The following is a 22,276-nucleotide window of genomic DNA, read 5'->3' as shown; positions in this document are numbered from 1 at the left end:
GAATTTAAATTTGTGTTGTGCAAAATAAATTAAAAAGAAGAAGTTTATTTATAATATTGCTATTGAGTTTTTATTTTATTGGTTCAAATGAAATAAAAGCACAGGACCCGCAGTTTTCTCAATTCTATGCGGCACCCTTATATCTAAACCCTGCCTTTGCCGGAAATACTCAAATGAGCCGTGCAGGAATCAACTACAGAAACCAATGGCCAAGTATTAATGCTAATTTTGTCACCTACTCTGCCTATTTTGATCACTATTTTGACAGATTAAGAAGTGGTGTGGGACTAATAATCTCCAGAGATGAGGAAGGCATTGTTGGACTTAGATCTACATCAGTGGGTGCACAATATGCATATCAACTTAGACTAACCGAAACTCTAACTTTTAGGCCGGGAGTTCAAGTTGGAGTCTATAATAGAAATTTAAATTTTGGAAATTTAACCTTTGGTGATCAATGGGATCCTGACACTCAAAGTTTTCAAAATCCAACCGGAGAGACTTCTGCCGGACCTAGCAAAACATTTTTTGACCTATCTTTTGGTGGAGTGCTCTACTCCGAAAATTTTTGGTTGGGCTATTCAGTATTTCATTTAAATCAACCGAATCAATCCATTCTAGGAGATGCGAGCCGACTGCCCATGAAGCATTCATTTCATCTAGGTTACAGAATCCCATTACCAACAGGTTACAGAAAAGGATTTACTAAAAATGGAGATGAAAGAAGTATTAGTCCTACAGCTCAGTTTAAGATGCAAGGCAGTTTTCAACAATTAGACCTAGGCCTTTACAGCACGCTTGAGCCTATGGTTGTTGGCCTTTGGTATAGAGGAATACCGTTCAATACTCCAACTGGATTTTCGGCATCGGAATCTTTAGTAGCATTAGTGGGTTACTCTTATGAAAAGTTGGCTATTGGTTATAGTTTTGATTACACTTTATCTGATTTGGGAATTAGGAGTGGCGGTGCTCATGAAATCTCTATCACTTATGTGCTCTCACTTACTGATCCCAGGAGACCACCAGCTGACAAATTGGTAATACCTTGTCCGAAATTTTAATCTAACTCATGATTTTTAACTCAGATCAATTCTTTACGATCATTCTTTTGGTGGTAGTTTTAGACTATGCGCTAAATACTATAGTTGATTTACTAAATTACAAAAAAGCAAATTCTAAATTACCTGCTGATTTACAGGATATTTTTGATGAAGAGAAGTATCAAAAAGCAATACAATATCAGCGAGCGAACACGAAATTTGGATTGTGGAGCGGCTTTTCAAGTTTAGTAATAATGCTGTTAGTACTAGCTTTAGGCATATTTGGGGATTTAGATTCTTATGTAAGACAATATTTTGGCTCGGTCATAACTCAAACCTTGGCTTTTTTCGGTATCATATATGTTTTAAACGACATATGGAATATTCCATGGCAGTGGTATTCCACTTTCAAGATAGAAGAGAAGTTCGGTTTTAATAAAATGACCCCTTCCCTATTCTGGAAAGACAAATTAAAGAGTTACTTATTAACCATTATAGTAGGTGGTATACTATTAAGTGTACTGGTTTTTCTTATCACATGGATCGGCCAATCATTTTGGTGGATATTTTGGATCGTGATTACTGTATTCATGATCGGGGCAAATTTTTTCTATACCAGCTGGATTTTACCACTATTCAATAAATTAATTCCACTTGAAGAGGGCTCGTTAAGAGAAAAAATTATGGCATATGGGAAATCCGTTGAATTCCCAATTGACAATATCTACATTATGGATGGTTCCAAAAGATCGTCAAAGGCCAATGCCTTTTTTTCAGGATTTGGAAAAAGAAAGAAAATCGTCTTGTTTGACACACTGCTTGAAAAGCATACTGAAGAGGAATTAGTTGCTATTTTAGCACATGAAGTTGGACATAATAAAAAGAAACACACAATTTCAGGAATGATAAGCGGGGTATTACAGACTGGAGCAATGCTGTTAATTATGTCATTTATGATTTTTAATCCAGAATTAAGCCAGGCCTTGGGAGCTGAACACTTGAGCTTTCCTGTAAATTTTATAGCGTTCGGGATCATCTACACCCCTGTCAGTTTGGTTTTGTCTTTATTCTCCAATTTCATTAGTCGAAAACATGAATATCAGGCAGATGAATTTGCTGCAATTACTTACAATGGGGATGCCTTGCAAGATGCGCTTAAAAAGCTGTCAGTTGATAGTTTAAGCAATTTAAAACCACATAAACTGTACGTATTCTTTCATTACTCACATCCTCCTTTGTTGCAAAGGCTAAGGGCCATCGATAAGCACAAATAAGGATTGTATTATTTTTAAAGAAAAAAATTATCTTTATGGCACAATAATACTAATGCCACTTTAAATGGTTATATTTCTTGAAATAACAGTAAATAATTAAATTACGTTGAGAAAGAGTATTATCGAAGCTAAATCAAGCCAAAAATAATTATAAAGTATATTATTATGAAAAAATCACTTATTGTATTATTCTTCATAAGCATTTCTACAATGGTTTTTGCCCAACAGAATAAAATAGATGACCTAATCTATAGAGGTGAAAATCTTTTTAAAATTCAAAATTACGAAGGCGCCATTAAATCTTTATCCGAAGCAGTTGAATTAGGAGCCAATGAGCCTTACGTAAATTATATGTTGGGTGTATCATACTTAAAAATGCCCAATGCATCTGATCAATTAAAAGCTTCTGCAATATTCAATAATTTAGAAAAGCAAGTGGACTTTTCTAATTTACCAAAAGATGCTTCTTATTATATGGCTCAAGCTTTTCACAAAAATTTGATGCTAGAAAAAGCAAGTAAGTATTACAATCAGTATCTGAAAAGCCTTGGAGAAAGTGATGCAAAAATCCGATCAGAAGTCCTTTTGGAACTCACTCAAGTAGAGAATGCTAAACGGTTAATGGGGCAGAAAAAAGATATTAATATACAAAGAATGGCTCCTCCTATCAATTCTGAGTTCACCGAATACAATCCTGTAGTCTCAGCAGACCAGTCAGTAATGGCTTTTACCTCTTTACGACCAAACGCAAGAACCGGTAGGTCAGCAGAAGAAGTTTATATCACTTATAAATCCTCAGGAGATTGGGGCGAACCAAACAAGATAGAAATCCGAACTGATGAAAATGTTGGCACGGCTGGTATATCTCCCGATGGACAACAAATGTTGGTTTTCATCGGGTCTGGAAACAAAGGTAATCTATACATCATGCGAAAAGAAGGAAATGGTTGGAGCCAACCATCAGCAATCGATGGCCTGAATTCACGAGATTTGGAAAGTACTGGTTCAATTACGCCCGATGGTAAGAAAATATATTTTGCCAGTAACCGACCTGGTGGATATGGTGGAATGGATATTTGGGTTGCTGAAAATACTGGAAACGGAAAATGGGGAAATATTGCAAACCTTGGACCGGAAGTAAATACCAAGTATGACGAAGATGCTCCATTTATCCACCCAGATATGAAAACTTTGTACTTTACATCAAATGGTTCAAATTCCATGGGAGGTCGAGATATTTTCAAAACAAATGTGCTTGGGGGAAAATGGACAAATCCAGAAAATATGGGCTACCCAATCAATACGCCACTAAACGATAATTATTTCACCTTATCAGCTGATGGAAGCAAAGGATACTTCTCTTCTGACAGAGAAGGTGGTTATGGAGGTCAAGATATTTATATCTTTGACATGCCTGAGAAATATGCCAACATTCCTTTAACTATGTTGAAAGGTAAAATTACAGCTGGCGAAGACGAACAACCAGTACCAACCAAGATAAAGTTGGTGGATAATGAAAATAACACAAAAGTGGATTATGTGTACGATCCTGACCCAAAAACAGGCAACTATTTGATTATCTTGCCTCCTGGGAAAAACTATGACTTAATCATAGAATCAGAAGGATATTTGCCATACACATTGAATATCAACGTTCCCAATCAAACCTACTTTTACGAGCTGTATCAAAAAATCAATCTAAAATTGATCAAGCAGTTTGATGTGGTGGTGGGACAGGAAGTGTCAGTGAATAACGCCTTTTATGACACCAAACAAGAAGGCACCTATTCACCAAGGCAAGCCAATGAAGCCATGCTGGTTCAGAGTGATAGTTTGGATGTATATGACATGATGGACGCCATAATTGCAGCAGAGGACACAGCAGCCTTTAACTATATGATGGATTTGATGTATTCAGTAAATCCGATCGAAAATGTGAATTTCGAGGCCAATGAAGATGAAATGGAAATAGCTAGCAGAACATACTACTATGATGAAAGCGATACTACTACTTTAAAAAGTAGAGTAGTTGAAGGCGAAACTATCTATTCACTTCCTACCATGTACGTAACAGAAGAAGCTAAAAAGCAGAAAAGAGATAAAACTCAAAAACCTGAAGCAAAATATGATAAGTCATTGCTGGAGCCAATATATAAAATATATTTTGATGTAGGAGCTGCTAATTTTGACGATAAGTATAAACAAAGCCTACAGGAGATTTATGAGCATCTTCAAGAGAATGAAGCTCTTGGTATTCAGATATCAGGCTATGCCTCTGCAGAAGGCGATCCGGAATTTAACCGCAAATTATCTAATAAAAGAGCAATTGAAGTGGTTAATTTCTTCAACTATAAAGGAGTGGTGAGAAGAAGAATTATTGCTAAAGGTTACGGATCTACTAAAGCTGACACCAAAAACCCAGCTGAAAATAGAAGAGTAGAGGTTCAAATAGTAGATTTAAACAAAGTAGATAGATAATAAAGCTTAAAACCGAGTCATAAAGGCTATCCTGAATAGGATGGCCTTTTTTGTGCCATAAATTTACAGTTTGGCCTCAAAAAATTCGTTTTTCAGCTTCCCTATCCTATCTTTGAAAGATTATAATTCTAGGATACTACTATGGGAAAAAACGATATGGAAAAACCTGTTTATACTAAACCGACAAACAAAGGGAAAAACGAACTGCTTGCAGAAAAAAATAAACAAGCCTTAAAAGGTGGTGGTGAAGCAAGAATAGAAGCCCAGCACGAAAAAGGAAAATTGACAGCCAGAGAAAGAATAGATCTACTAATGGATGAAGGTTCTTTTGAAGAAATTGGCAAATTCGTTATGCACCGATGCAAGGATTTCGGATTAGAAAAACAACACTACCCGGGAGATGGTGTGGTAACAGGATACGGAACTATTTCAGGTAGATTAACTTACGTTTTTAGTCAGGATTTCACCGTTTTTGGAGGCTCGCTATCCGAGACCCATGCAGAAAAAATAGTGAAGATAATGGAGATGGCTACGAAAAATGGGGCTCCGGTAATTGGTTTAAATGACTCAGGTGGAGCTAGAATTCAAGAAGGAGTTGTTTCTTTAGGTGGTTATGCCGATATATTCTATCGAAATGTAAGAGCTTCAGGAGTAGTTCCGCAAATCTCCGCAATCATGGGACCTTGTGCTGGTGGAGCAGTTTATTCACCTGCTATGACTGACTTTATCATGATGGTTGAGAATACCAGCTATATGTTCGTCACAGGTCCAAATGTTGTAAAAACAGTAACCCAAGAAAACGTAACTTCCGAAGAATTAGGAGGGGCTAGTACCCATAGTACTAAAAGTGGTGTAACTCATTTTTCTTGCGCCAATGAATTGGAATGCATCAATAACATCAAAAAATTACTTAGTTACGTTCCACAAAATTGTGAAGACCCAGCACCTTCAGTTCCTTATGATCTTAAGGATGATGAAGCCAGAGCACCGTTAAATGACATAATCCCCGACAATCCTAACCAACCATATGACATGAGAGAGGTGATTGAAGGAACAGTTGATGATAATAGTTTTTTTGAAGTTCATAAAAACTATGCTGAAAATATAGTGGTGGGTTTTGCTCATTTAGCTGGAAGAAGCATAGGAATCGTAGGAAATCAACCTGCCTCTTTAGCTGGGGTTTTAGATAATGATGCTAGTAAAAAAGCCGCTCGGTTTGTACGCTTCTGCGATAGTTTCAATATTCCACTCTTAGTATTTGAAGATGTGCCTGGTTTCCTTCCAGGAACTGATCAGGAATGGAACGGGATTATCACGAATGGTGCCAAGTTATTGTATGCTTTCAGTGAAGCCACTGTTCCTAGAGTCACAGTAATTACCAGAAAGGCGTATGGTGGAGCTTATGATGTGATGAATTCCAAACACATAGGAGCAGATATGAATTATGCATGGCCAACTGCTGAAATTGCTGTAATGGGTGCTAAAGGTGCCGCTGAAATCATCTTCCGTAAAGAAATTGCAGCTGCAGATGATAAAGAAGCCAAACTAGCAGAAAAAGTAGAAGAGTATACTGAGAAATTTGCCAATCCATATAGAGCAGCTCATAGAGGTTATATTGACGAAGTGATCCTTCCTTCGAATACGAGGAAAAAATTAATTAAAGCTTTTTCAATGTTGGAAAACAAAGTGGACAAACTTCCAAAGAAAAAACATGGAAACATTCCATTATAAATTTGAAGGCCTCCAATTGGAGGCTTTTTTATTTCTGAAGAGGTAGTTGAATGTAATATCGGTTACAGAGTTGTGAACAGCTCATAGTCTATCTTCGTTGTAGAAGCCAAATAAGATAAATGGAATACATTGATATATTTATCAACTCGTTTAAAGACTATGCCCGCTATGTGGGCAATGAAGTTTTCAATTTACATTGGGGTAATTATCTATATTGGTTACTAGGTATATCGCTATTCTTTTATACCCTGTAATTAATCATGCCCTGGAGAAAGGATCAACCCAAAATCAGAAAAGATTTCTGGCTTGATGCGTTCTATATGTTTTTCAATTTTTTTCTATTCTCTCTGGTAGGCTACTATGCCATATCCAATGTCTTCGTACATTTATTTAATGATTTTCTAAGCCTATTTGGAATCGAAAATCTTGTTGCCATAGAAATCAATACATGGCCTGTTTGGGCACAATTACTGACTCTATTCATCTTAAGAGATTTTATTCATTGGAATGTCCACAGATTACTCCATAGAGTGCCCGCTTTATGGGAATTTCATAAAGTGCACCATTCTGTTGAACAAATGGGTTTTGCTGCTCACTTGCGTTTCCACTGGATGGAAACCATCGTATATAGAACGATAGAGTATATCCACTTGCCATGATCGACTTTGGTATTCAAGAGTTTTTGCTAGTACATTTATTTGCTGTGGCAATAGGTCACTTTAATCACTCCAATATTAGCGTTCCGCTTGGCCCCTTTAAATATCTCTTCAATAATCCACAGATGCATATTTGGCACCATGCCAAGCATATACCTTCCAAAACGGGAGTCAATTTTGGAATATCATTGAGTATTTGGGATTATATTTTCGGAACCAATTATATCCCAAAAGATGGAAAAGACGAAAAATTAGGTTTTGATGATATGGATAAGTTCCCTAGTGATTTAAAAGACCAGTTGGTCTATGGGTTTAAGCGTGGAAAGGAAAAATAAAAATAAAAATAATTTATTAATTCATTCATTTTCTATTGCGCAATTACGGACATTTCCGTAACATTGCAATCCGAAAAACAGACAGCTAGTCGGTTGTCGATTTTCAGGGCCTATAGCTCAGCTGGTTAGAGCACTTGACTCATAATCAAGTGGTCCCTGGTTCGAGTCCAGGTGGGCCCACTTTCAGAATTTATCTGAACACAAAAAGCCTTAAATCTTATGATTTAGGGCTTTTTTGTTTTATTTCATTCAGATAAAACCAATTCATATCAAATAAAAAGTGTCCATTTGGTGTCCATTTTAAAATTATATATTTTTGGACACTTGGCCTTTTAAAGTACACAGAGGCCTATTTGTTGTCTGTTGTAATTATTTCTGCTCATGCTGTAGTGTCCATTTTAACAGTATGTAATATGAGCAATTCAAAAAACAATTCATTAAGCACTTTACTGTACGTAAAGAAACACCGAATCAAAGACGGCTTAGCGCCATTGTATTTAAGAATTTCAACTGGCAATTCGAAAGTAGAATGCTCCTTGAGCAGAAAAGTGGAATTCAAAAAATGGAATGTCCAGAAACAAAGGCTAAATGGTTCAGTTACAGAAGTAAATAAATTCAATCGCTTTCTTGACCAGTTAATTGATAAAATGCACAAGATTTTTGAAGAACTAATTCTTGAGAAAGAATTCATAACTGCAGAAGTAATCCGAAACAAACTGTTCAATGTGGAGGAGGAAAAGGAAATAACACTGCTGTATTTATCAAAATATCACTTCGAAAGCGCCAATCACAAACTCAAGTGGGGTACTTTAAAGCATTACCGGGTAACAGAAAGATATTTTGAACGCTTCCTAAAAGCAAAATTCAAGCTTTCAGATATCCCATTGAAGAAGATAGATTATAAATTCCTTATCGATTTTGAGGATTTTCTACGTAACTGGGAGCCAAAAGACCATCAAAAGCCAATGAATAATAATGGTGTTATGAAGCACATGATTCGGTTTCGTAAATTACTAAAACTGGCTCAAAGGCTCGATTGGATTGAAAAGAACCCATTCGTCAGTTACCAAACTCACTTCGAAAAAGTTGAAAGAGACTTCCTGGATGCCAATGAATTGAAGGCCATAGAAGAGAAAGAATTTTCGCTAAGTCGTTTAGATATGGTACGAGATATTTTCATTTTCAGCTGCTACACAGGCTTATCTTATGTTGATCTGTATCACTTGTCTGCAGATGATATTACTATAGGCATGGATGGCGAAAGATGGATTCATTTAAAGCGTATCAAAACGAATACTTCATTCTCAGTGATGCTATTGCCTAAGGCAGAACAGATAATCGAGAAATATGAAAATCACCCGAGAGTGTTTGAGAATCAGCTTTTGCCAGTGTTCTCCAATCAAAAAACAAACGCCTATTTAAAGGAGATTGCCGACATCTGCGAAATCAAGAAAAAGCTAACCTTTCATATAGCGCGTCATACCTTCGCTACAACGGTGACTTTAACCAATGGCGTTCCTATTGAAACGGTGAGCAAGATGCTTGGCCATACAAAACTGGCCACTACTCAAATTTATGCCAAGGTAGTAGAGAATAAAATCGGTACTGATATGGCGGCACTTAAGAAAAGGCTGAGCAACAACGAATTAGTAAAAAAGGCAGATTGATCTGCCTTTTTTTGCTTTAAGGGCACAATAAATATAATATTAATTAGTTTGTTTTATTGTTGTTTAACTACTGTAGTATATTTATGAATATTGATATAGTAATAAACAATTATAAACGAACCAATATTTCAGTCAAAATAGAACCAATGCTCCCCACTTTTGAACCAAAATTATTACAAACTCAAACCTTAGTGAAAAGTGAAGTATGAATTACAGTTATTTGACTATATCGTAAATGAATATTTTAATTCAAAAAACAATAGACCGCCTCTAAAAGAAGAAGAATTTAGAATATGGGCCGAAGACCTTGAGAGAGAAGAAGAGAGGATTAAACAATCCTTTATGATGTTAGCCTTCAGTGAAATTGAAGATAAGATCATCGAGCGTCAAATACAGCTTTATCAACAAAAGCTAATCCTAATTTCCAATCATATCTCACAGCAAGTCGGTTACCTATCGATCGAATATGAGCTTCAGTTAAAAGATGGAGATTACCTTTCTCAACTGGGTTTAATACTTATTGATTGTATCACAGCATTATTGACTTTCATTGAAAAACACTTTACCAAATACTTTAGCCAGGATAGTCAAATTCCTACATCCTATTTTATCAATTCGCAGAATCAATTGAGGAATCAACTAGTAAGAGTTAAAGAATTAGGTAAGCTAAAGAAAATTGATTCCTCGCTCCTTAAGATTATCAATCATCATATCAATACATTTATTGACAATCCAAAAAATGCTTCCTACAGAAAACTCATTTATTGCAAAACCTTCCTCGAGGAAATTGAAACGATTCTTTCAAGAGATTTAAAAGGCATTCGGCTTGAGAAGCAATTTATTTCAAACTTACTCTACTTGAATTTTAATGTATTTGCAATTTACAACTATATCAGCCTCAGGATAAAGAAAAACTATCAATCTAAATCTACTTATAGAGAGCAATTATTGCTTCTGCAGCTGTTCAAAAAGCTCATCAATCAATCACAAGTGAAACCTGATTTCGAATTCAACCAGGGTGTAGAAAGTCTAAAAGCAAGCCTAATAAATTGGGTCAATGAAGAGATATTCTTTTTCAAAGAAAGGAAGCAATTGGCAATTAAATTTAACCATCACCACACATTGATCAACAGGCCAGTATCAAACACCAAGATTTATAGCAAATTATCCGTAGGTCAATTAGCTTATTTAATGAAATTATTAGCAAACTCAAACATTATTGCTCCTGAAAATACCTCGAAGTTAGTAGAGTTCATTTCTAATAATTTCTCTACTAGTAGTCAAAAAGATATCTCACTCAAAAGCTTAAGAAACAAAATCTATTCTCCTGAAAATACCACCATTGAAAATGTTCAGGAAATTATGGAAACGCTGGTAGAAAAAGCCGAAAAAGATAAATCTTTAAATTAATTTCAATTTTTTTTCAATAAAAATCGCTGTTTCAAGCAAATTGAAGGGGGTTGCAGGGGGTTGCACAACCCCTTTGCAACTGTTTTCGCATTCCTCCTTTTTGCAGCTTTGCCATGACAACAAAAACAACTAAAATTTATGGCAGCAGAAGTTATTACAACAGACGACTTACGTGAATTCAAACTCGAACTCGTGGATGAATTCAGAAAGCTCCTTTCGGAGCAAAAAGGAGTTTCAACCAAAAAATGGTTAAAATCCGATGAGGTCAGAAAACTCCTGGGCATTAGTCCAGGAACACTTCAAAATCTCAGAGTAAACGGCACCTTGCCCTTTACCAAAATGGGCGGGGTTTTGTACTACGATTCTCAGGACATTCACAGCATTTTGGAACAAAACAAAATAAACTGATGGATACTCATGAAAACTCAACACAGGAATCGGTGAATTTCATTCACCAGTTCCTATCAGCAATGGATAAAATTTCTGAAACTCCTGAAATGAATCCTTCTCATGTTAGTCTCTACATTGGCTTGTTTACGATATGGAATTATAGCCATTTTAAAAACCCTATTTCCATCAGTAGAAAAGAGGTTATGACGGTTTCAAAAATAGGCTCAAAACACACCTATCATAAGTGCTTGAAAGACCTCCACAAAATGGGCTTTCTGAAATATTTTCCATCTCACAATCCCATGAAAGGTAGCCTAATAGAGATGTTCATTTTCGGTACAAGTACTGAACAAGTATTGAACAACCTTAGGGGCAATATCGGGACAAGTACTGCACTAGCTGGGGGCAAAAGTGGTACAAGTAGTGAACAAGTAGTGCACCCTTACATAAACAATACAAACTATATAAACAATAAACAATATATATATGAAAAAAATAAAAATTCAGAAAAAGGAAAAAAAGGAAAAACTAAAAGCAGCACAAATTCAAGAGCTTCAGCTCCAGTCTCGGATCTTGGCAAAAACGCATCACCAAAAGATTCGCGTTTCACACCACCATCAAAAAAAGAGTTGAGAGTGTTCTTTGAGCAGCAAACCGAAGAGTATTCAATACCGGTTCGCTTCGCTCCCGTGGAGGCTGAAAAGTTTTTCAATTACTATTCCGCCAAAGGCTGGAAAGTGGGCTCAAAATCACCCATGAAAGATTGGAAAGCAGCTGTCCGTAACTGGCTCTTGAATTTCAAAAAATTCAACAACATCCAAGAAGAAAAAAACGCAGCCGGCAAACTCCACAACAATGAACAAAAAAGCTATGACATACCACTTTAACCACCGTAGCCTTGGCGAAGGAGGTCTATATCACATTCAAAATCAAGGATAAAATGGAAAACTATAGTACTCAATTAGCTTTTAGCACAATCCCAAAGCGGGAAGGAAGGGCAAAATGGCGGGCCAGCGCTGGCTTCGCGTATGGCAGCATCATTTTGCCTTGATTTTTGCCATACTTTTTATCAAGAAAAAGTATGAGGTCAATAACTCAAGTAGATAAAGTAAAAGCTTATGAAATCAAGCAATATGCAAATAGGCACAATCCCTAGGCGGGGTGGTCTGGTGAAAAGGCGGGCTGGAGTAGGCCTAAAGCGTAGTAGCATCTTTTCACCATGCCTTTTGAATACTTTTTGGCTAGAAAAAGTATTAAGCAACGGAATTCAACTAATAGCAAATCTAGAAGTTAATTGCAATGAATGACATTAAACAACCTCAGAACTACTCCTCCAAAAAATTCCAATTCGAAAAATGCCTTGAATTCCTCCACAAAGCAGGTCAATCAGAATTTGGAGATCATTTTAAAGTTTACCCTGCAGACTATGAAATCATTTTCAAAATACTGGCGTATTTTTTCGAGGATGAAAAACTCTGTGAACAATACAAACTTTCCATAAGAAAAGGTCTTCTTTTAACCGGACCGGTAGGCTGCGGCAAAACAACACTCATGATGCTCTTCCGCCACTTCCTCCACACAGTCCATAAATACCCGGTCAAATCAACCAGAGAAATTTCTTACGAATTTCTCGACCATGGCTTTTCCCTAATCAATAAATACTCAAAAGCCCACTTCCAACGCTACCAAGACCAAATGGTGCCTCGCACCCTTTGCCTTGATGATCTAGGCCTAGAATCCACCATCAAACATTTTGGAAATGAAACCAACACAATAGCCGAAATCCTGCTCAACCGCTACAGTCTTTTCACCACCAGAGGAATGATTACACATGCTACAACCAACTTAAATCCTGATGAATTGGAGAATCTCTATGGAAACAGAGTAAGGTCACGAATGAGAGAAATGTTTAATCTCATCTCGTTTAATTCAAAAGACAAAAGAATATAGCATTGAACAATGTACATATCTCTACTCCCTTAAAGCATCAATTTAATCCAATGACATTATTAGGAAGCCTTACTTTCTATTTTTGATTTTTCAATAATATCAAGAATATCTTTTTCAATTGGCATGGATTGCAACGGAGGAACATTAGCTCCCCCTGTATTCCCCACAGGAATCCTTCCCACAAAAGATTTCACACCCCCTACAAGTAATCTAGGTATCTGCCCAATAATTTCTTTAGTGCTTTTTATTCTTATGCCAAATTTTAACATCAACCAATGAACTTCGGAATGTTGAAAAGGATAGGGCTGGCCTAAGACATGAGCCCGTTCTAACTGTTGCCAGGCTTTTGGCAATTCTTTTTTATTTAAGTATTCCCTATATAATTCCAATTCTTTGCAGTAATAAATTTTGAGTCTTTCAGGCATTAATGTATTGAAATTCATATCAAAATATTTTTTGAACGAAAATACAGGATAATTCAATGCAGTAGAATTGCAATTATTAGAAAGTAAAAATGCTTTATATTATTTCTTCAAATTGCTCTATGAACAAGTCTAGGCATACGGCCAAAAGTATAATTAAAGTTTGAAATTTTTCAAGCTTACCCACTATTAACAATCCATTTACAACTCAACTAGCGCATTTCCCGCAAATACCCTTTACTACCAAATTCGCCTCTTCTGATATGAATTTTTGTGGTAAACTAATCTCTGGGATTTTATATTTAGGTAGGCAAATGGTCTCATTACATTCCTTGCAATGAAAATGGACATGCAAGTCTCGCTCTAATTCACATTTGCAACCATCTTCACATAATGCATATTTGGGTGCACCTGTACCATCATCAATGCTATGGACTAGCCCATTTTCCTGAAATGTTTTAAGCGTGCGAAATAAGGTCACTCTATCAGATTTTTCAACCTCCTTTTCCAAATCAGTCAAACTAATGGCAATTTCTTGATCTAGCAAGGCTTCTAATACCAACAGACGCATAGCCGTTGGTCTAATATTCTTTTCTTGTAAATTCTTTTCAAGTTCCCTTATTTTCATTTCTTGATCTTTAACAATCATCTAACTCACAATTTTCCTCCATGCTTTCAGTTTCAATCGTAATATGATTAACAGATTCATCCTTTAATTCATTACGAGCTTTTTTCTTGATCTCTGAAAGCTCCGATAATCTAAAATCTTCTTTCAATCTTATGTGAATACTCATAATATGATAATTTCCGTCCAAAGACCACACATGGCAATCGTGCACATCTTTAATCTCATCAATCACTTCCAATTTCTTCCGTATTTTATCAATTGATACATCAGAAGGAATTCCTTGCATTACAACGAGCAAACTCTTTTTTAGATTCTTATAGACATTGTATAGCACGAATAAGGATATTAATACAGAAAGTAATGGGTCAATAAATGGAGCATCAAAATACATCATGATAATACTTCCTATAAACACGGCAACCCATCCTAATACATCCTCCAGTAGGTGCAATGAGACTACTTTTTCATTCAGAGATTCACCCTTTCTCAGTTTAAAGACAGCTGCTCCATTCACGATAATGCCCAGTATAGAAAGGTACAGCATTCCTTCTACATTGGTTTCTTCAGGATTGAAAAGACCGGGAATTGCCTTAGTTAAGATAAACATAGAGCCTGCCACTAATACTATGGAATTTATGATAGCACCTAATAGGGAAAATCGTTTATATCCAAACGAAAAGGTCTTTGTTCTGCCTTTTTTGGACAATTTTTGAAAATACCAGGATAGGCCCAAGCTCAAGCTATCTCCCAAATCATGTAAGGCATCAGATAAAATAGCCAAACTATTGGTGTACAGCCCACCAATAATTTCAATTATCGTAAATGCGAGGTTGAGGAAGAAGGCTACTTTTACATTGCCTTCAGAATGATCATGTGAATGTTCGTTATTATTTCCCATAATTATTTTGAAAGATTTAAGATTCTTATTGCGCCTCGAATCACAAAGGTGAAAACTATTCCACCAATTACTAAATCTGGCCATTTACTCTCTAATAAATACACCAGTACACCCGCCAAAATCACACCGCCATTCACAATTATATCATTAGAGGTAAAAATGCTACTCGCTTGCATGTGAGCCTCATTACTTTTTGCTTTATTGATTAGCCAAAGTGTCACTAAATTTCCTGCTAGGGCTAGGATTGAAATTATAATCATCCAGTGAAACAAAGGTGTTCCACTTTCAGTAAAAAATCTTCTCAATACCTCCAAAAAACCTAAAAGAGCCAAGCCCATTTGAAAATAGCCACTTATTTTTGCCACTTTCTTTTTCCTAGCAACAGCAGCACCAACTGCCAATAAACTAAGCCCATAAACAATAGAGTCTGCTAGCATGTCCAAGGAATCAGCAACTAAGCCCATAGAGCTTGAAATCCAGCCTGTAGTCATCTCAATTACAAAAAAGACTACATTTATTCCTAACACCCACCAAAGTACTTTTCTCTGCTGCCGATGATCAACAATTTCTGGCAAGTCTGCTTCTTGGGTGTTTACTAATTTTTCATTCAGTTGAAGTTCGGCTAGGGCGTTTTGAATGCCATCAATTTCAGCACTATGATATACCTGCAATTGTCGATGGGGAATATCAAATTCAAGCTGCTTAACCTCTTCTAAACTTTCTAGTTTCATTCGAATCATCTGTTCCTCAGAGGCGCAATCCATTTTATGTATTTTAAAAGTGCTCTTATTCATATTTTGTTAAATATTAACTGATACAAAACCGCATGTTCTGAAAATTTTGAAATTCAATCTAATGTCCATGAGAAGCCTTACTTTTATTCATCTCTGAAATCAAATAGTAAGCATCACTCCATGCGACTAACGCCCCTGCTGGAAGTGACTCAAGAAGTTTTATCTCAACCCATCCATCAGCCTTCATACCAGTTCGTATTTCCACTGCTTGAAAGGCCCATTCTGTTTCACCATCTTTTTGAAGTTTTTCAGCAAGGAAAATATAGGGCTTTCCTTCTTCTTCTATAATGGCCTCCTCTGGTAATGCCATTACCTTTTCTTTACTAGTCTCAATTTTTGCATTAATATACATTCCAGGAATTAAGAAATTCTTTTTCTGCTCTATTTCTGCATGAACATGTACCGCTTTAGGATTCTGCTCAAACTTCTTACCCACAGAATATATTTTAGCCGATAAATTCGAGCCCGGCACTGTAGCCACTGAGAATTTAATTTCTTGACCGACTTCTACCTTATGAACATCTTTTTCAAACACCATCAAATCCGCATGAACATGTTCTGTATTTACAATCATGAACATTTCAGTTTGAGGCTCAACATATTGCCCTATCTGAACTTTTACTTTTTCTATGTATCCATTTATTGGACTTATAACGGGTACATATTGATAAATCTCACCCTCCTTTATGCTTTCTATATTTAAACTCAATTGCTTTAATTGAGCTTCATAGCCCTTTATTTCTCCTTTCACAGCTTGATAATTAGCCAAGGTCTGCTGATAATCCTTTCCTGAGCCTACTTCCTCCTCATAAAGGCGCTTTTGTCTTTGCATCTCTTTTTCAAGATACTGGAATTGACTATAAGCTTGGATGTAATTACTTTGAAGATTGGCAAGATTAGGGTGCGACAAGAAAGCCAATACTTCACCCTTTCTCACCTTATCTCCTTCAATTACCTTTATACTAGTCACATTGGCTCCTAAAATACCAGTAACGGTAGCTTCATGCTGTGGGGGCACTTCTAGTTGACCATTAGCCTCCACAATTCCAGATAGGCTACGACTCGGCAAGGAATCTACCTTTATGCCTAGGCTTTCAAACTTAAGATGGGAGAGGTGTAAAACTCCCATTCCTTCTTCTTTATGCTCCGATTCTTCTTCTGTTTTTTCCGTTAGCTTATTTTCGGCTGATTTATTGTCACAACCTGAAATTATTGTTCCAAAAAAGAATACCAGAATATATATAATTTGATTTTTCATTGCTTTATGTTTTATAAATCCGATGACTTATTTTGATGTTTTTAAATAATATTCTAATTGATAGCGACTCTCCAGGTATTTACCGAAAGCATTCCATGAATCCACTTCTATACTTATCGCGTCTTTTATATTTTGTAGAAAAGAAACATAGTCAATAGCTCCCTCTCTGTAGGCTGCAATAGCACCTTTTCGCTGTTCAGTAGCAAGAGGCAATGCTTCCTCATTATAATAATTCCATGAATTATACCACTTCAGGTATTGCGATCGAACACGATTATATTCATTATTCAATTCCAACTCAGCCTGCCGGTAATTTTGCTTTGCAATATCCTTTTGAATTTTAGCAGACTGCGACCTACCTAGTTCAGGTGCAAAAAATAAAGGAATTTTTATACCTATCTGATAGGTATAAAACCCAGACTGGCCTGCAATTTCCTGTCTGCCATATTGCCCTTGCAACTTCGGCAGAAACTGTGACCGCCTCTCCCTTATGATGGCATCTGCCACTTCAACTTCTTGTGCCGAAATATCCAATAATGGATGACTTCTTAGAGAATCTGCCACAAAATTTAGCGGATCATCTAATTGTTCTGATGGAATATCTGCTACGGTGAATAAGCTATCATTAGCAAACCACAGATTCAGTCGTTGCAGGGCACTTAGGTAGTCTCTGTAGGCTTGCTCTCTTTCAATATGTACTTTGTTGGCTTGATTGGCTGTTGCTAAAAATTCTAACTTAGAAGTAGCTTCTGTTTCCAATCTGATTTTAGCTGCTCTCTCTATATCCCTAAAAACAGAATCAAGTTTATCGTAAACTTCAAACTTATTTTTTGCTACATAAAGCATTCCCCAGGCAGTACTTACTTCGCGCTCCAGCTCAATAATGGATAGCCCAAGTGCTTTTTCTGCTAATACCACCTGTTCCTTTTGAAGGTTTCGCTTAGAGGCGACACCAAAAACATCAATATTTTGCTGTTGAAAGCCAATGCTTGTGTACACTCCATTAGAACCATTGCCCGCTTCTTCTCTTCCTGTGAAAATCTGAGTATTCCCCAAATCCCAAGCTGTTTTCTTTAGTACTAGTTGCTTTTCAATTTCCAGTTTTGCCGATTTGATTTTAGGATAATTCTCGACCGCCTTTTTCTTAGCCTCATCTAAAGTGATTTCATTAAACGAATCTTGCTGAACACCTTGTGCATGGCCTGAGCTTGACAAACCAAATAATCCTCCACAAATGATAAGTATAATAATAACATTGACACTTGGTGATCTTAGTCCTTTTCTCCTGTCAATTCTTCCTTCAACAAAAGTGTAAAGCACTGGCAATACTACCAGCGTAAGCATCGTGGCAGTAAGCATCCCTCCAATGACTACTGTGGCCAAAGGCCGCTGTACTTCAGCTCCTGCGGAGGCAGAAAATGCCATCGGTAAAAATCCAAAAATATCGGTTGTTGCAGTAAGCATAATTGGTCTGATTCGTTCTTTGGTTCCTGTTAAAATTCGTTCTCTAATACTTGTAACACCTTCTTCTTTCAATGAATTGAACCGATTGATTAATACCAACCCATTCAAAACGGCTACCCCAAATAGTACGATAAAGCCTACCCCTGCTGAAATACTGAAGGGCATATCTCGCAGCCAAAGAGCAAAAACACCCCCAATTGCAGCTAGTGGAATAGCGATATAAATCATAATGGATTGCGAGAAGGATTTTAAGGCAAAGTATAACAGTACAAATATTAAGAAGAGTGCTATGGGTACAACAATCATCAAACGACTTTTTGCCCGCTCCAGATTTTCAAATTCACCGCCATAGCTTATATAATACCCGGGAGGTAAGTCAAGCTCGGCATCCAGCTTAGCTTGAATGTCTTTCACTACAGATTCAACATCTCTGCCTCTTGTATTGACGCCCACATAAGTTCTCCTATAAGTGTCATCGCGTGAAATCTGCATGGGTCCTGGCACATAACTAATGTCTGCTACCTCTTTAATGGGTACTTGCGTACCGTCTGGCAAATCTATATACAGGGTCTGTAAATCCTCTATACTTTGCCTGTAGGCTTCATCAAATCGAATGACCAAATCGAAACGCTTTTCTCCTTCAAAAATCACCCCCGCTACTCCTCCAGCAAAGGCTGAGCTTACATATTCATTCAGCTTTTGAATGTCCAATCCATATTGCGCAATCTTATCGCGATTATAGCGCACTGTCATTTGAGGTAAGCCTGATGTCCGTTCAGGATTAACATCTCCAGCACCCGGCACAGTCTCAATAATTTCAGCCATTTCCTGTACCTTCTTAGCAAGAATATCTAAATCATCACCATATAATTTAACGGCAATATCTTCCCGTACCCCCTCTAGTAATTCGTTGAATCGCAGCTCTACCGGCTGTGTAAAAACAAAATTCACACCCGTAAGATGCGTTTCGAGCTTTTCCTTGATTTTCGCTATCAATTCATTTTTTGTCTTAGCGGAAACCCATTGATCTTTATCTTTTTCCAATATTAAATACATATCGGCTATGTCCATTGGCATGGGGTCTGTTGGTATATCTGCCACACCAATGCGAGCAGTAACAGTTTTAATCTCAGGGAAATTTTCGAGCAATAGTTGCTCTATTTTAATCGAAACCTTCTTCGATTCACTAAGCGAACTCCCAGGGCGAACTAATGCTTGCATGGCAATATCCCCTTCATCCAACTGAGGTACAAATTCGCCTCCCATTTTGGAAAATGTATAACCTGCCACCCCCAGTAAAGCAATGGCAAAGATGATAACCAGCATTTTGAAGCGTAAAGCTCCATTCAATAAAGGGAGGTAAGCATTATGAATGGCGCTTATGATTTTATCGCTCACCTTTTCTAAGCCTCGCTCAAATCTGCCAAACCAATTCTTTTTATTTTGAATGGGCTTCATCAGTAAGGCCGACATCATCGGAACGTAAGTCAAGCATAGGAGAATAGCCCCTATCATGGCGAAGCCAAAGGTGTAAGCCATGGGCTGAAACATTTTACCTTCTACTCCTGTGAGAAATAAAATAGGAGCAAAAACAATCAATATAATGATTTGACCAAAAAATGCGGAACCCATCATAGTGCTACCTGCATCATAAGCCAAATCATCCATCACGCCCTGATTAAATTTTACTTTACCAGACCTAATCCGCTTTTGTACTTCATAAACAGTTCCTTCAATAATGATGACAGCTCCATCTATGATAATCCCAAAATCGATGGCTCCTAAACTCATAAGATTAGCCCAAACACCAAATTGCTTCATTAGTATAAAAGCAAATAGAAGCGAAAGCGGAATAGTAGTAGCGGTGATAATACCACCTCGTAAACTACCTAAAAGCAATACCAAGGCAAAAATCACAATTAAAGCTCCCTCAATCAAATTGGTTTTAACCGTATCAGTGGTTCTTGAAATCAAATCACTTCTGTCAATTATCGTATTGATGCTTAAACCTTCAGGAAGCGATTTTTCCACTTCTGCCATACGGTCTTTCACATCCTGTATGACCTTATTTGGGTTAGCTCCTTTGAGCATCATGATAATGCCACCAACTGCTTCTTTTCCATCCTGGGTAAAAGCTCCATAGCGCACTTGATTTCCGAAATGCACTTTTTCCGCTATATCCGCAATAGTGATAGGAATACCGTTTTCTGTCTTCACCGATATCTTACGGATATCATCTAATGATCTAATTAAACCTTCCCCTCGTATGAAGTTAGACATGTGGTTTTTCTCTATGTAGGCGCCTCCCGTATTAACATTATTTCTAGCCAGTGCCTCATAAACTTGAGAAATACTTACGTTCATGGCATTAAGCTTTTCAGGATTAATGGCTACTTCATATTGCTTGATATACCCGCCAAAAGAGTTAATATCAACTACTCCCTTCAGTAAGGTCAATTGCCGTTTTACGATCCAATCTTGTATACTTCGAAGCTCCATTGGGGAATATACCGAGTCATAGCCCTCCTCAGGCTGAATAGTATATTCGTAAATTTGACCCAAGCCTGTTGTTATCGGCCCCATACTTGGGCTTCCAAATTTATCAGGGATGGTTTCCTGTAAGTCGTTAAGCTTTTCTTGTACTAATTGCCTCGGCAAATAAGTACCCATATCATCCTCAAATACGATGGTTACAACCGAGAGGCCAAACCGTGAAACTGACCTAATTTCATTGACTCCCGGCAAGTTACCCATAGCCAATTCCACAGGGTAAGTCACAAACTGTTCTATATCCTCCGTGGCTAGATTAGGCGAAACGGTCATCACTTGCACCTGATTATTGGTAATATCGGGTACAGAACCCAAATTGACCGTGTACATAGAGTATGTTCCAACTCCTATGAGTGCCATAGTGAGCAGACCCACAATAAATTTATTCTTTATAGAAAAAGAAATGATTTTATTAATCATAAGACTTTTAATTAGTTATTTAAAAAGAGGAAAATGGACACAATCTAATTTGAATGGTCATCTTAGAGACCAACTCAATAGACATCACCAATACCTATTTAAAGCTTGATGAGGTGTTTATTTCCTTCAATTTTTAATGAATCATTTAGATTTTCCTCAGGCTGAAAGAATAAAAGAATCTTCCAGCTGTTAAGGCTTCTTGGAATTGCTCATTCAATCAGTATAGTAGTACTCCTTAGCAATTTCTAAATGCCAATCATTATCAAAAGGGCGCACCTGTCCTGTTGAATAAAGCTTTATAGACGAGGAGGTTTTAGGAAGTCGAAGATTTCAATAGTTCTGAAATCCTGATAATAGAGAGAATAAGAACCTGATAATAGATCAGGATGTGAAAATGGAATTTCTGTTATAGGAAAGAAATGGAGATGGCAGCAATGACATACACAGAGCGGTGAACAAGCATCTTCTTCCTGATTATGCTCGTGGCTTTGATTTTCATTTGCCAAATCACGATAAGAAGTTATTTCTTGATCATTATTTATTGATTTAGCATCAGAGCAGGGTATCCCGCAAAGCGCAATCAAATAAAAACTCAATATGTAGCATAAAACTTTCACGAAAGCAAAGGTAGAGATTAAATCCATGCAAGGCTATTGCATTTATGCAACTAGGCAAATCAACTATATTGGTAAACCAGAAATCAAAGCTGTTTTTGATAAATCACTCTTAACATATTAAAAATTTAACTTCTCCTAATCGAGCTTCCTGCGAAACAAAACGCATTGGTAAATTTTAAACTGAACTTTTAATCTCCTCTGGAACAAGCTCTCTAACTTCTTTATAATCAATTCTCAAAATATCCCTTAAAGTGGGGGATAAACTCACACCCCTTACTCAGTCTCCTCCTCGGG

General features: G+C 37.0%; 16 protein-coding genes, 1 tRNA gene and 1 pseudogene. 11 read left to right on the top strand and 7 right to left on the bottom strand.

Translation table 11 applies throughout. The features are described 5' to 3' along the window. The first annotated feature begins 17 nt into the window (after positions 1-17). The 11 genes and pseudogenes from AAC601_RS02960 (at position 18) to AAC601_RS02910 (ending at position 12,931) form a co-directional block, all read left to right on the top strand. Complete coding sequence (locus AAC601_RS02960; RefSeq protein ID WP_303268118.1) at positions 18-1,061, top strand: type IX secretion system membrane protein PorP/SprF; 1,044 nt, start codon at positions 18-20, stop codon at positions 1,059-1,061. Between the two features lie 8 nt (positions 1,062-1,069). Beyond that, the gene (locus tag AAC601_RS02955) at positions 1,070-2,314 is read left to right on the top strand and encodes a M48 family metallopeptidase (RefSeq protein WP_303268117.1); all 1,245 of its coding nucleotides are present in this window, start codon (positions 1,070-1,072) and stop codon (positions 2,312-2,314) included. 165 nt (positions 2,315-2,479) lie between these two features. Next, complete coding sequence (locus tag AAC601_RS02950; protein ID WP_303268116.1) at positions 2,480-4,792, top strand: OmpA family protein; 2,313 nt, start codon at positions 2,480-2,482, stop codon at positions 4,790-4,792. A gap of 141 nt (positions 4,793-4,933) precedes the next feature. Beyond that, positions 4,934-6,523 carry an acyl-CoA carboxylase subunit beta gene (locus tag AAC601_RS02945; protein ID WP_303268115.1) on the top strand — a complete coding sequence of 530 codons (1,590 nt, stop codon included), beginning with the start codon at positions 4,934-4,936 and terminating at the stop codon, positions 6,521-6,523. A gap of 119 nt (positions 6,524-6,642) precedes the next feature. Further along, a pseudogene (locus AAC601_RS02940) lies at positions 6,643-7,514 on the top strand (sterol desaturase family protein). A 106-nt stretch (positions 7,515-7,620) separates the two neighbouring features. Further along, a tRNA-Ile gene (locus AAC601_RS02935) sits at positions 7,621-7,694 on the top strand. Positions 7,695-7,927: 233 nt separating this feature from the next. Continuing rightward, a complete protein-coding gene (locus AAC601_RS02930; protein WP_340152437.1) occupies positions 7,928-9,181 on the top strand; it encodes a site-specific integrase in 1,254 nt (417 codons plus the stop codon). Between the two features lie 198 nt (positions 9,182-9,379). Continuing rightward, positions 9,380-10,591 (top strand): hypothetical protein, encoded by a 1,212-nt coding sequence (locus AAC601_RS02925; RefSeq protein ID WP_085517218.1) that lies wholly within the window; start codon positions 9,380-9,382, stop codon positions 10,589-10,591. Positions 10,592-10,729: 138 nt separating this feature from the next. Then, positions 10,730-10,999 carry a helix-turn-helix domain-containing protein gene (locus AAC601_RS02920; protein WP_340152436.1) on the top strand — a complete coding sequence of 90 codons (270 nt, stop codon included), beginning with the start codon at positions 10,730-10,732 and terminating at the stop codon, positions 10,997-10,999. Beyond that, positions 10,999-11,868: a hypothetical protein gene (locus AAC601_RS02915; RefSeq protein WP_340152435.1), complete on the top strand. Its 870-nt coding sequence runs from the start codon at positions 10,999-11,001 to the stop codon at positions 11,866-11,868. Before AAC601_RS02920 ends, AAC601_RS02915 begins: the two co-directional genes overlap by 1 nt. Positions 11,869-12,280: 412 nt before the next feature. After that, on the top strand, positions 12,281-12,931 hold the full coding sequence (locus AAC601_RS02910) for an AAA family ATPase (RefSeq protein ID WP_340152434.1): 651 nt from the start codon (positions 12,281-12,283) through the stop codon (positions 12,929-12,931). A gap of 59 nt (positions 12,932-12,990) precedes the next feature. Here AAC601_RS02910 and AAC601_RS02905 read toward each other — a convergent pair whose 3' ends face one another. From AAC601_RS02905 to AAC601_RS02875, 7 genes are all read right to left on the bottom strand, one after another. After that, positions 12,991-13,374 carry a DUF3703 domain-containing protein gene (locus tag AAC601_RS02905; RefSeq protein WP_340152433.1) on the bottom strand — a complete coding sequence of 128 codons (384 nt, stop codon included), beginning with the start codon at positions 13,372-13,374 and terminating at the stop codon, positions 12,991-12,993. A 187-nt stretch (positions 13,375-13,561) separates the two neighbouring features. Next, the gene (locus AAC601_RS02900; RefSeq protein WP_013453354.1) at positions 13,562-14,002 is read right to left on the bottom strand and encodes a transcriptional repressor; all 441 of its coding nucleotides are present in this window, start codon (positions 14,000-14,002) and stop codon (positions 13,562-13,564) included. After that, positions 13,992-14,879, bottom strand: coding sequence for a cation diffusion facilitator family transporter (locus AAC601_RS02895; protein WP_340152432.1), 888 nt, complete (start codon positions 14,877-14,879; stop codon positions 13,992-13,994). The genes AAC601_RS02900 and AAC601_RS02895 overlap by 11 nt, the downstream gene beginning before the upstream one ends. Positions 14,880-14,881: 2 nt before the next feature. Next, entirely contained in the window at positions 14,882-15,673 is a 792-nt protein-coding gene (locus tag AAC601_RS02890) for a cation transporter (RefSeq protein WP_340152431.1), read from the bottom strand. 58 nt (positions 15,674-15,731) lie between these two features. Further along, positions 15,732-16,931, bottom strand: a complete 1,200-nt coding sequence (locus tag AAC601_RS02885; protein ID WP_340152430.1) for an efflux RND transporter periplasmic adaptor subunit — start codon at positions 16,929-16,931, stop codon at positions 15,732-15,734. A 27-nt stretch (positions 16,932-16,958) separates the two neighbouring features. Continuing rightward, entirely contained in the window at positions 16,959-21,365 is a 4,407-nt protein-coding gene (locus tag AAC601_RS02880) for a CusA/CzcA family heavy metal efflux RND transporter (protein WP_340152429.1), read from the bottom strand. 296 nt (positions 21,366-21,661) lie between these two features. Next, on the bottom strand, positions 21,662-22,009 hold the full coding sequence (locus AAC601_RS02875) for a DUF6660 family protein (RefSeq protein WP_340152428.1): 348 nt from the start codon (positions 22,007-22,009) through the stop codon (positions 21,662-21,664). Positions 22,010-22,276 lie beyond the last annotated feature (267 nt).

Origin of the sequence: uncultured Marivirga sp., from assembly GCF_963974845.1 — a bacterium.
Lineage (GTDB): Bacteria > Bacteroidota > Bacteroidia > Cytophagales > Cyclobacteriaceae > Marivirga > Marivirga harenae.
Note: the sequence above shows the minus strand (reverse complement) of the source record. Positions and strands in the feature narration are given on the sequence as shown.

Coding starts and splice junctions, on each gene's coding strand:
- AAC601_RS02950 (WP_303268116.1), top strand. CDS start 2,480: ATGAAAAAATCACTTATTGTATTATTCTTCATAAGCATTTCTACAATG.
- AAC601_RS02885 (WP_340152430.1), bottom strand. CDS start 16,931: ATGAAAAATCAAATTATATATATTCTGGTATTCTTTTTTGGAACAATA.
- AAC601_RS02905 (WP_340152433.1), bottom strand. CDS start 13,374: ATGAATTTCAATACATTAATGCCTGAAAGACTCAAAATTTATTACTGC.
- AAC601_RS02895 (WP_340152432.1), bottom strand. CDS start 14,879: ATGGGAAATAATAACGAACATTCACATGATCATTCTGAAGGCAATGTA.
- AAC601_RS02945 (WP_303268115.1), top strand. CDS start 4,934: ATGGGAAAAAACGATATGGAAAAACCTGTTTATACTAAACCGACAAAC.
- AAC601_RS02930 (WP_340152437.1), top strand. CDS start 7,928: ATGAGCAATTCAAAAAACAATTCATTAAGCACTTTACTGTACGTAAAG.
- AAC601_RS02900 (WP_013453354.1), bottom strand. CDS start 14,002: ATGATTGTTAAAGATCAAGAAATGAAAATAAGGGAACTTGAAAAGAAT.
- AAC601_RS02920 (WP_340152436.1), top strand. CDS start 10,730: ATGGCAGCAGAAGTTATTACAACAGACGACTTACGTGAATTCAAACTC.
- AAC601_RS02910 (WP_340152434.1), top strand. CDS start 12,281: ATGAATGACATTAAACAACCTCAGAACTACTCCTCCAAAAAATTCCAA.
- AAC601_RS02880 (WP_340152429.1), bottom strand. CDS start 21,365: ATGATTAATAAAATCATTTCTTTTTCTATAAAGAATAAATTTATTGTG.
- AAC601_RS02955 (WP_303268117.1), top strand. CDS start 1,070: ATGATTTTTAACTCAGATCAATTCTTTACGATCATTCTTTTGGTGGTA.
- AAC601_RS02915 (WP_340152435.1), top strand. CDS start 10,999: ATGGATACTCATGAAAACTCAACACAGGAATCGGTGAATTTCATTCAC.
- AAC601_RS02890 (WP_340152431.1), bottom strand. CDS start 15,673: ATGAATAAGAGCACTTTTAAAATACATAAAATGGATTGCGCCTCTGAG.
- AAC601_RS02875 (WP_340152428.1), bottom strand. CDS start 22,009: ATGGATTTAATCTCTACCTTTGCTTTCGTGAAAGTTTTATGCTACATA.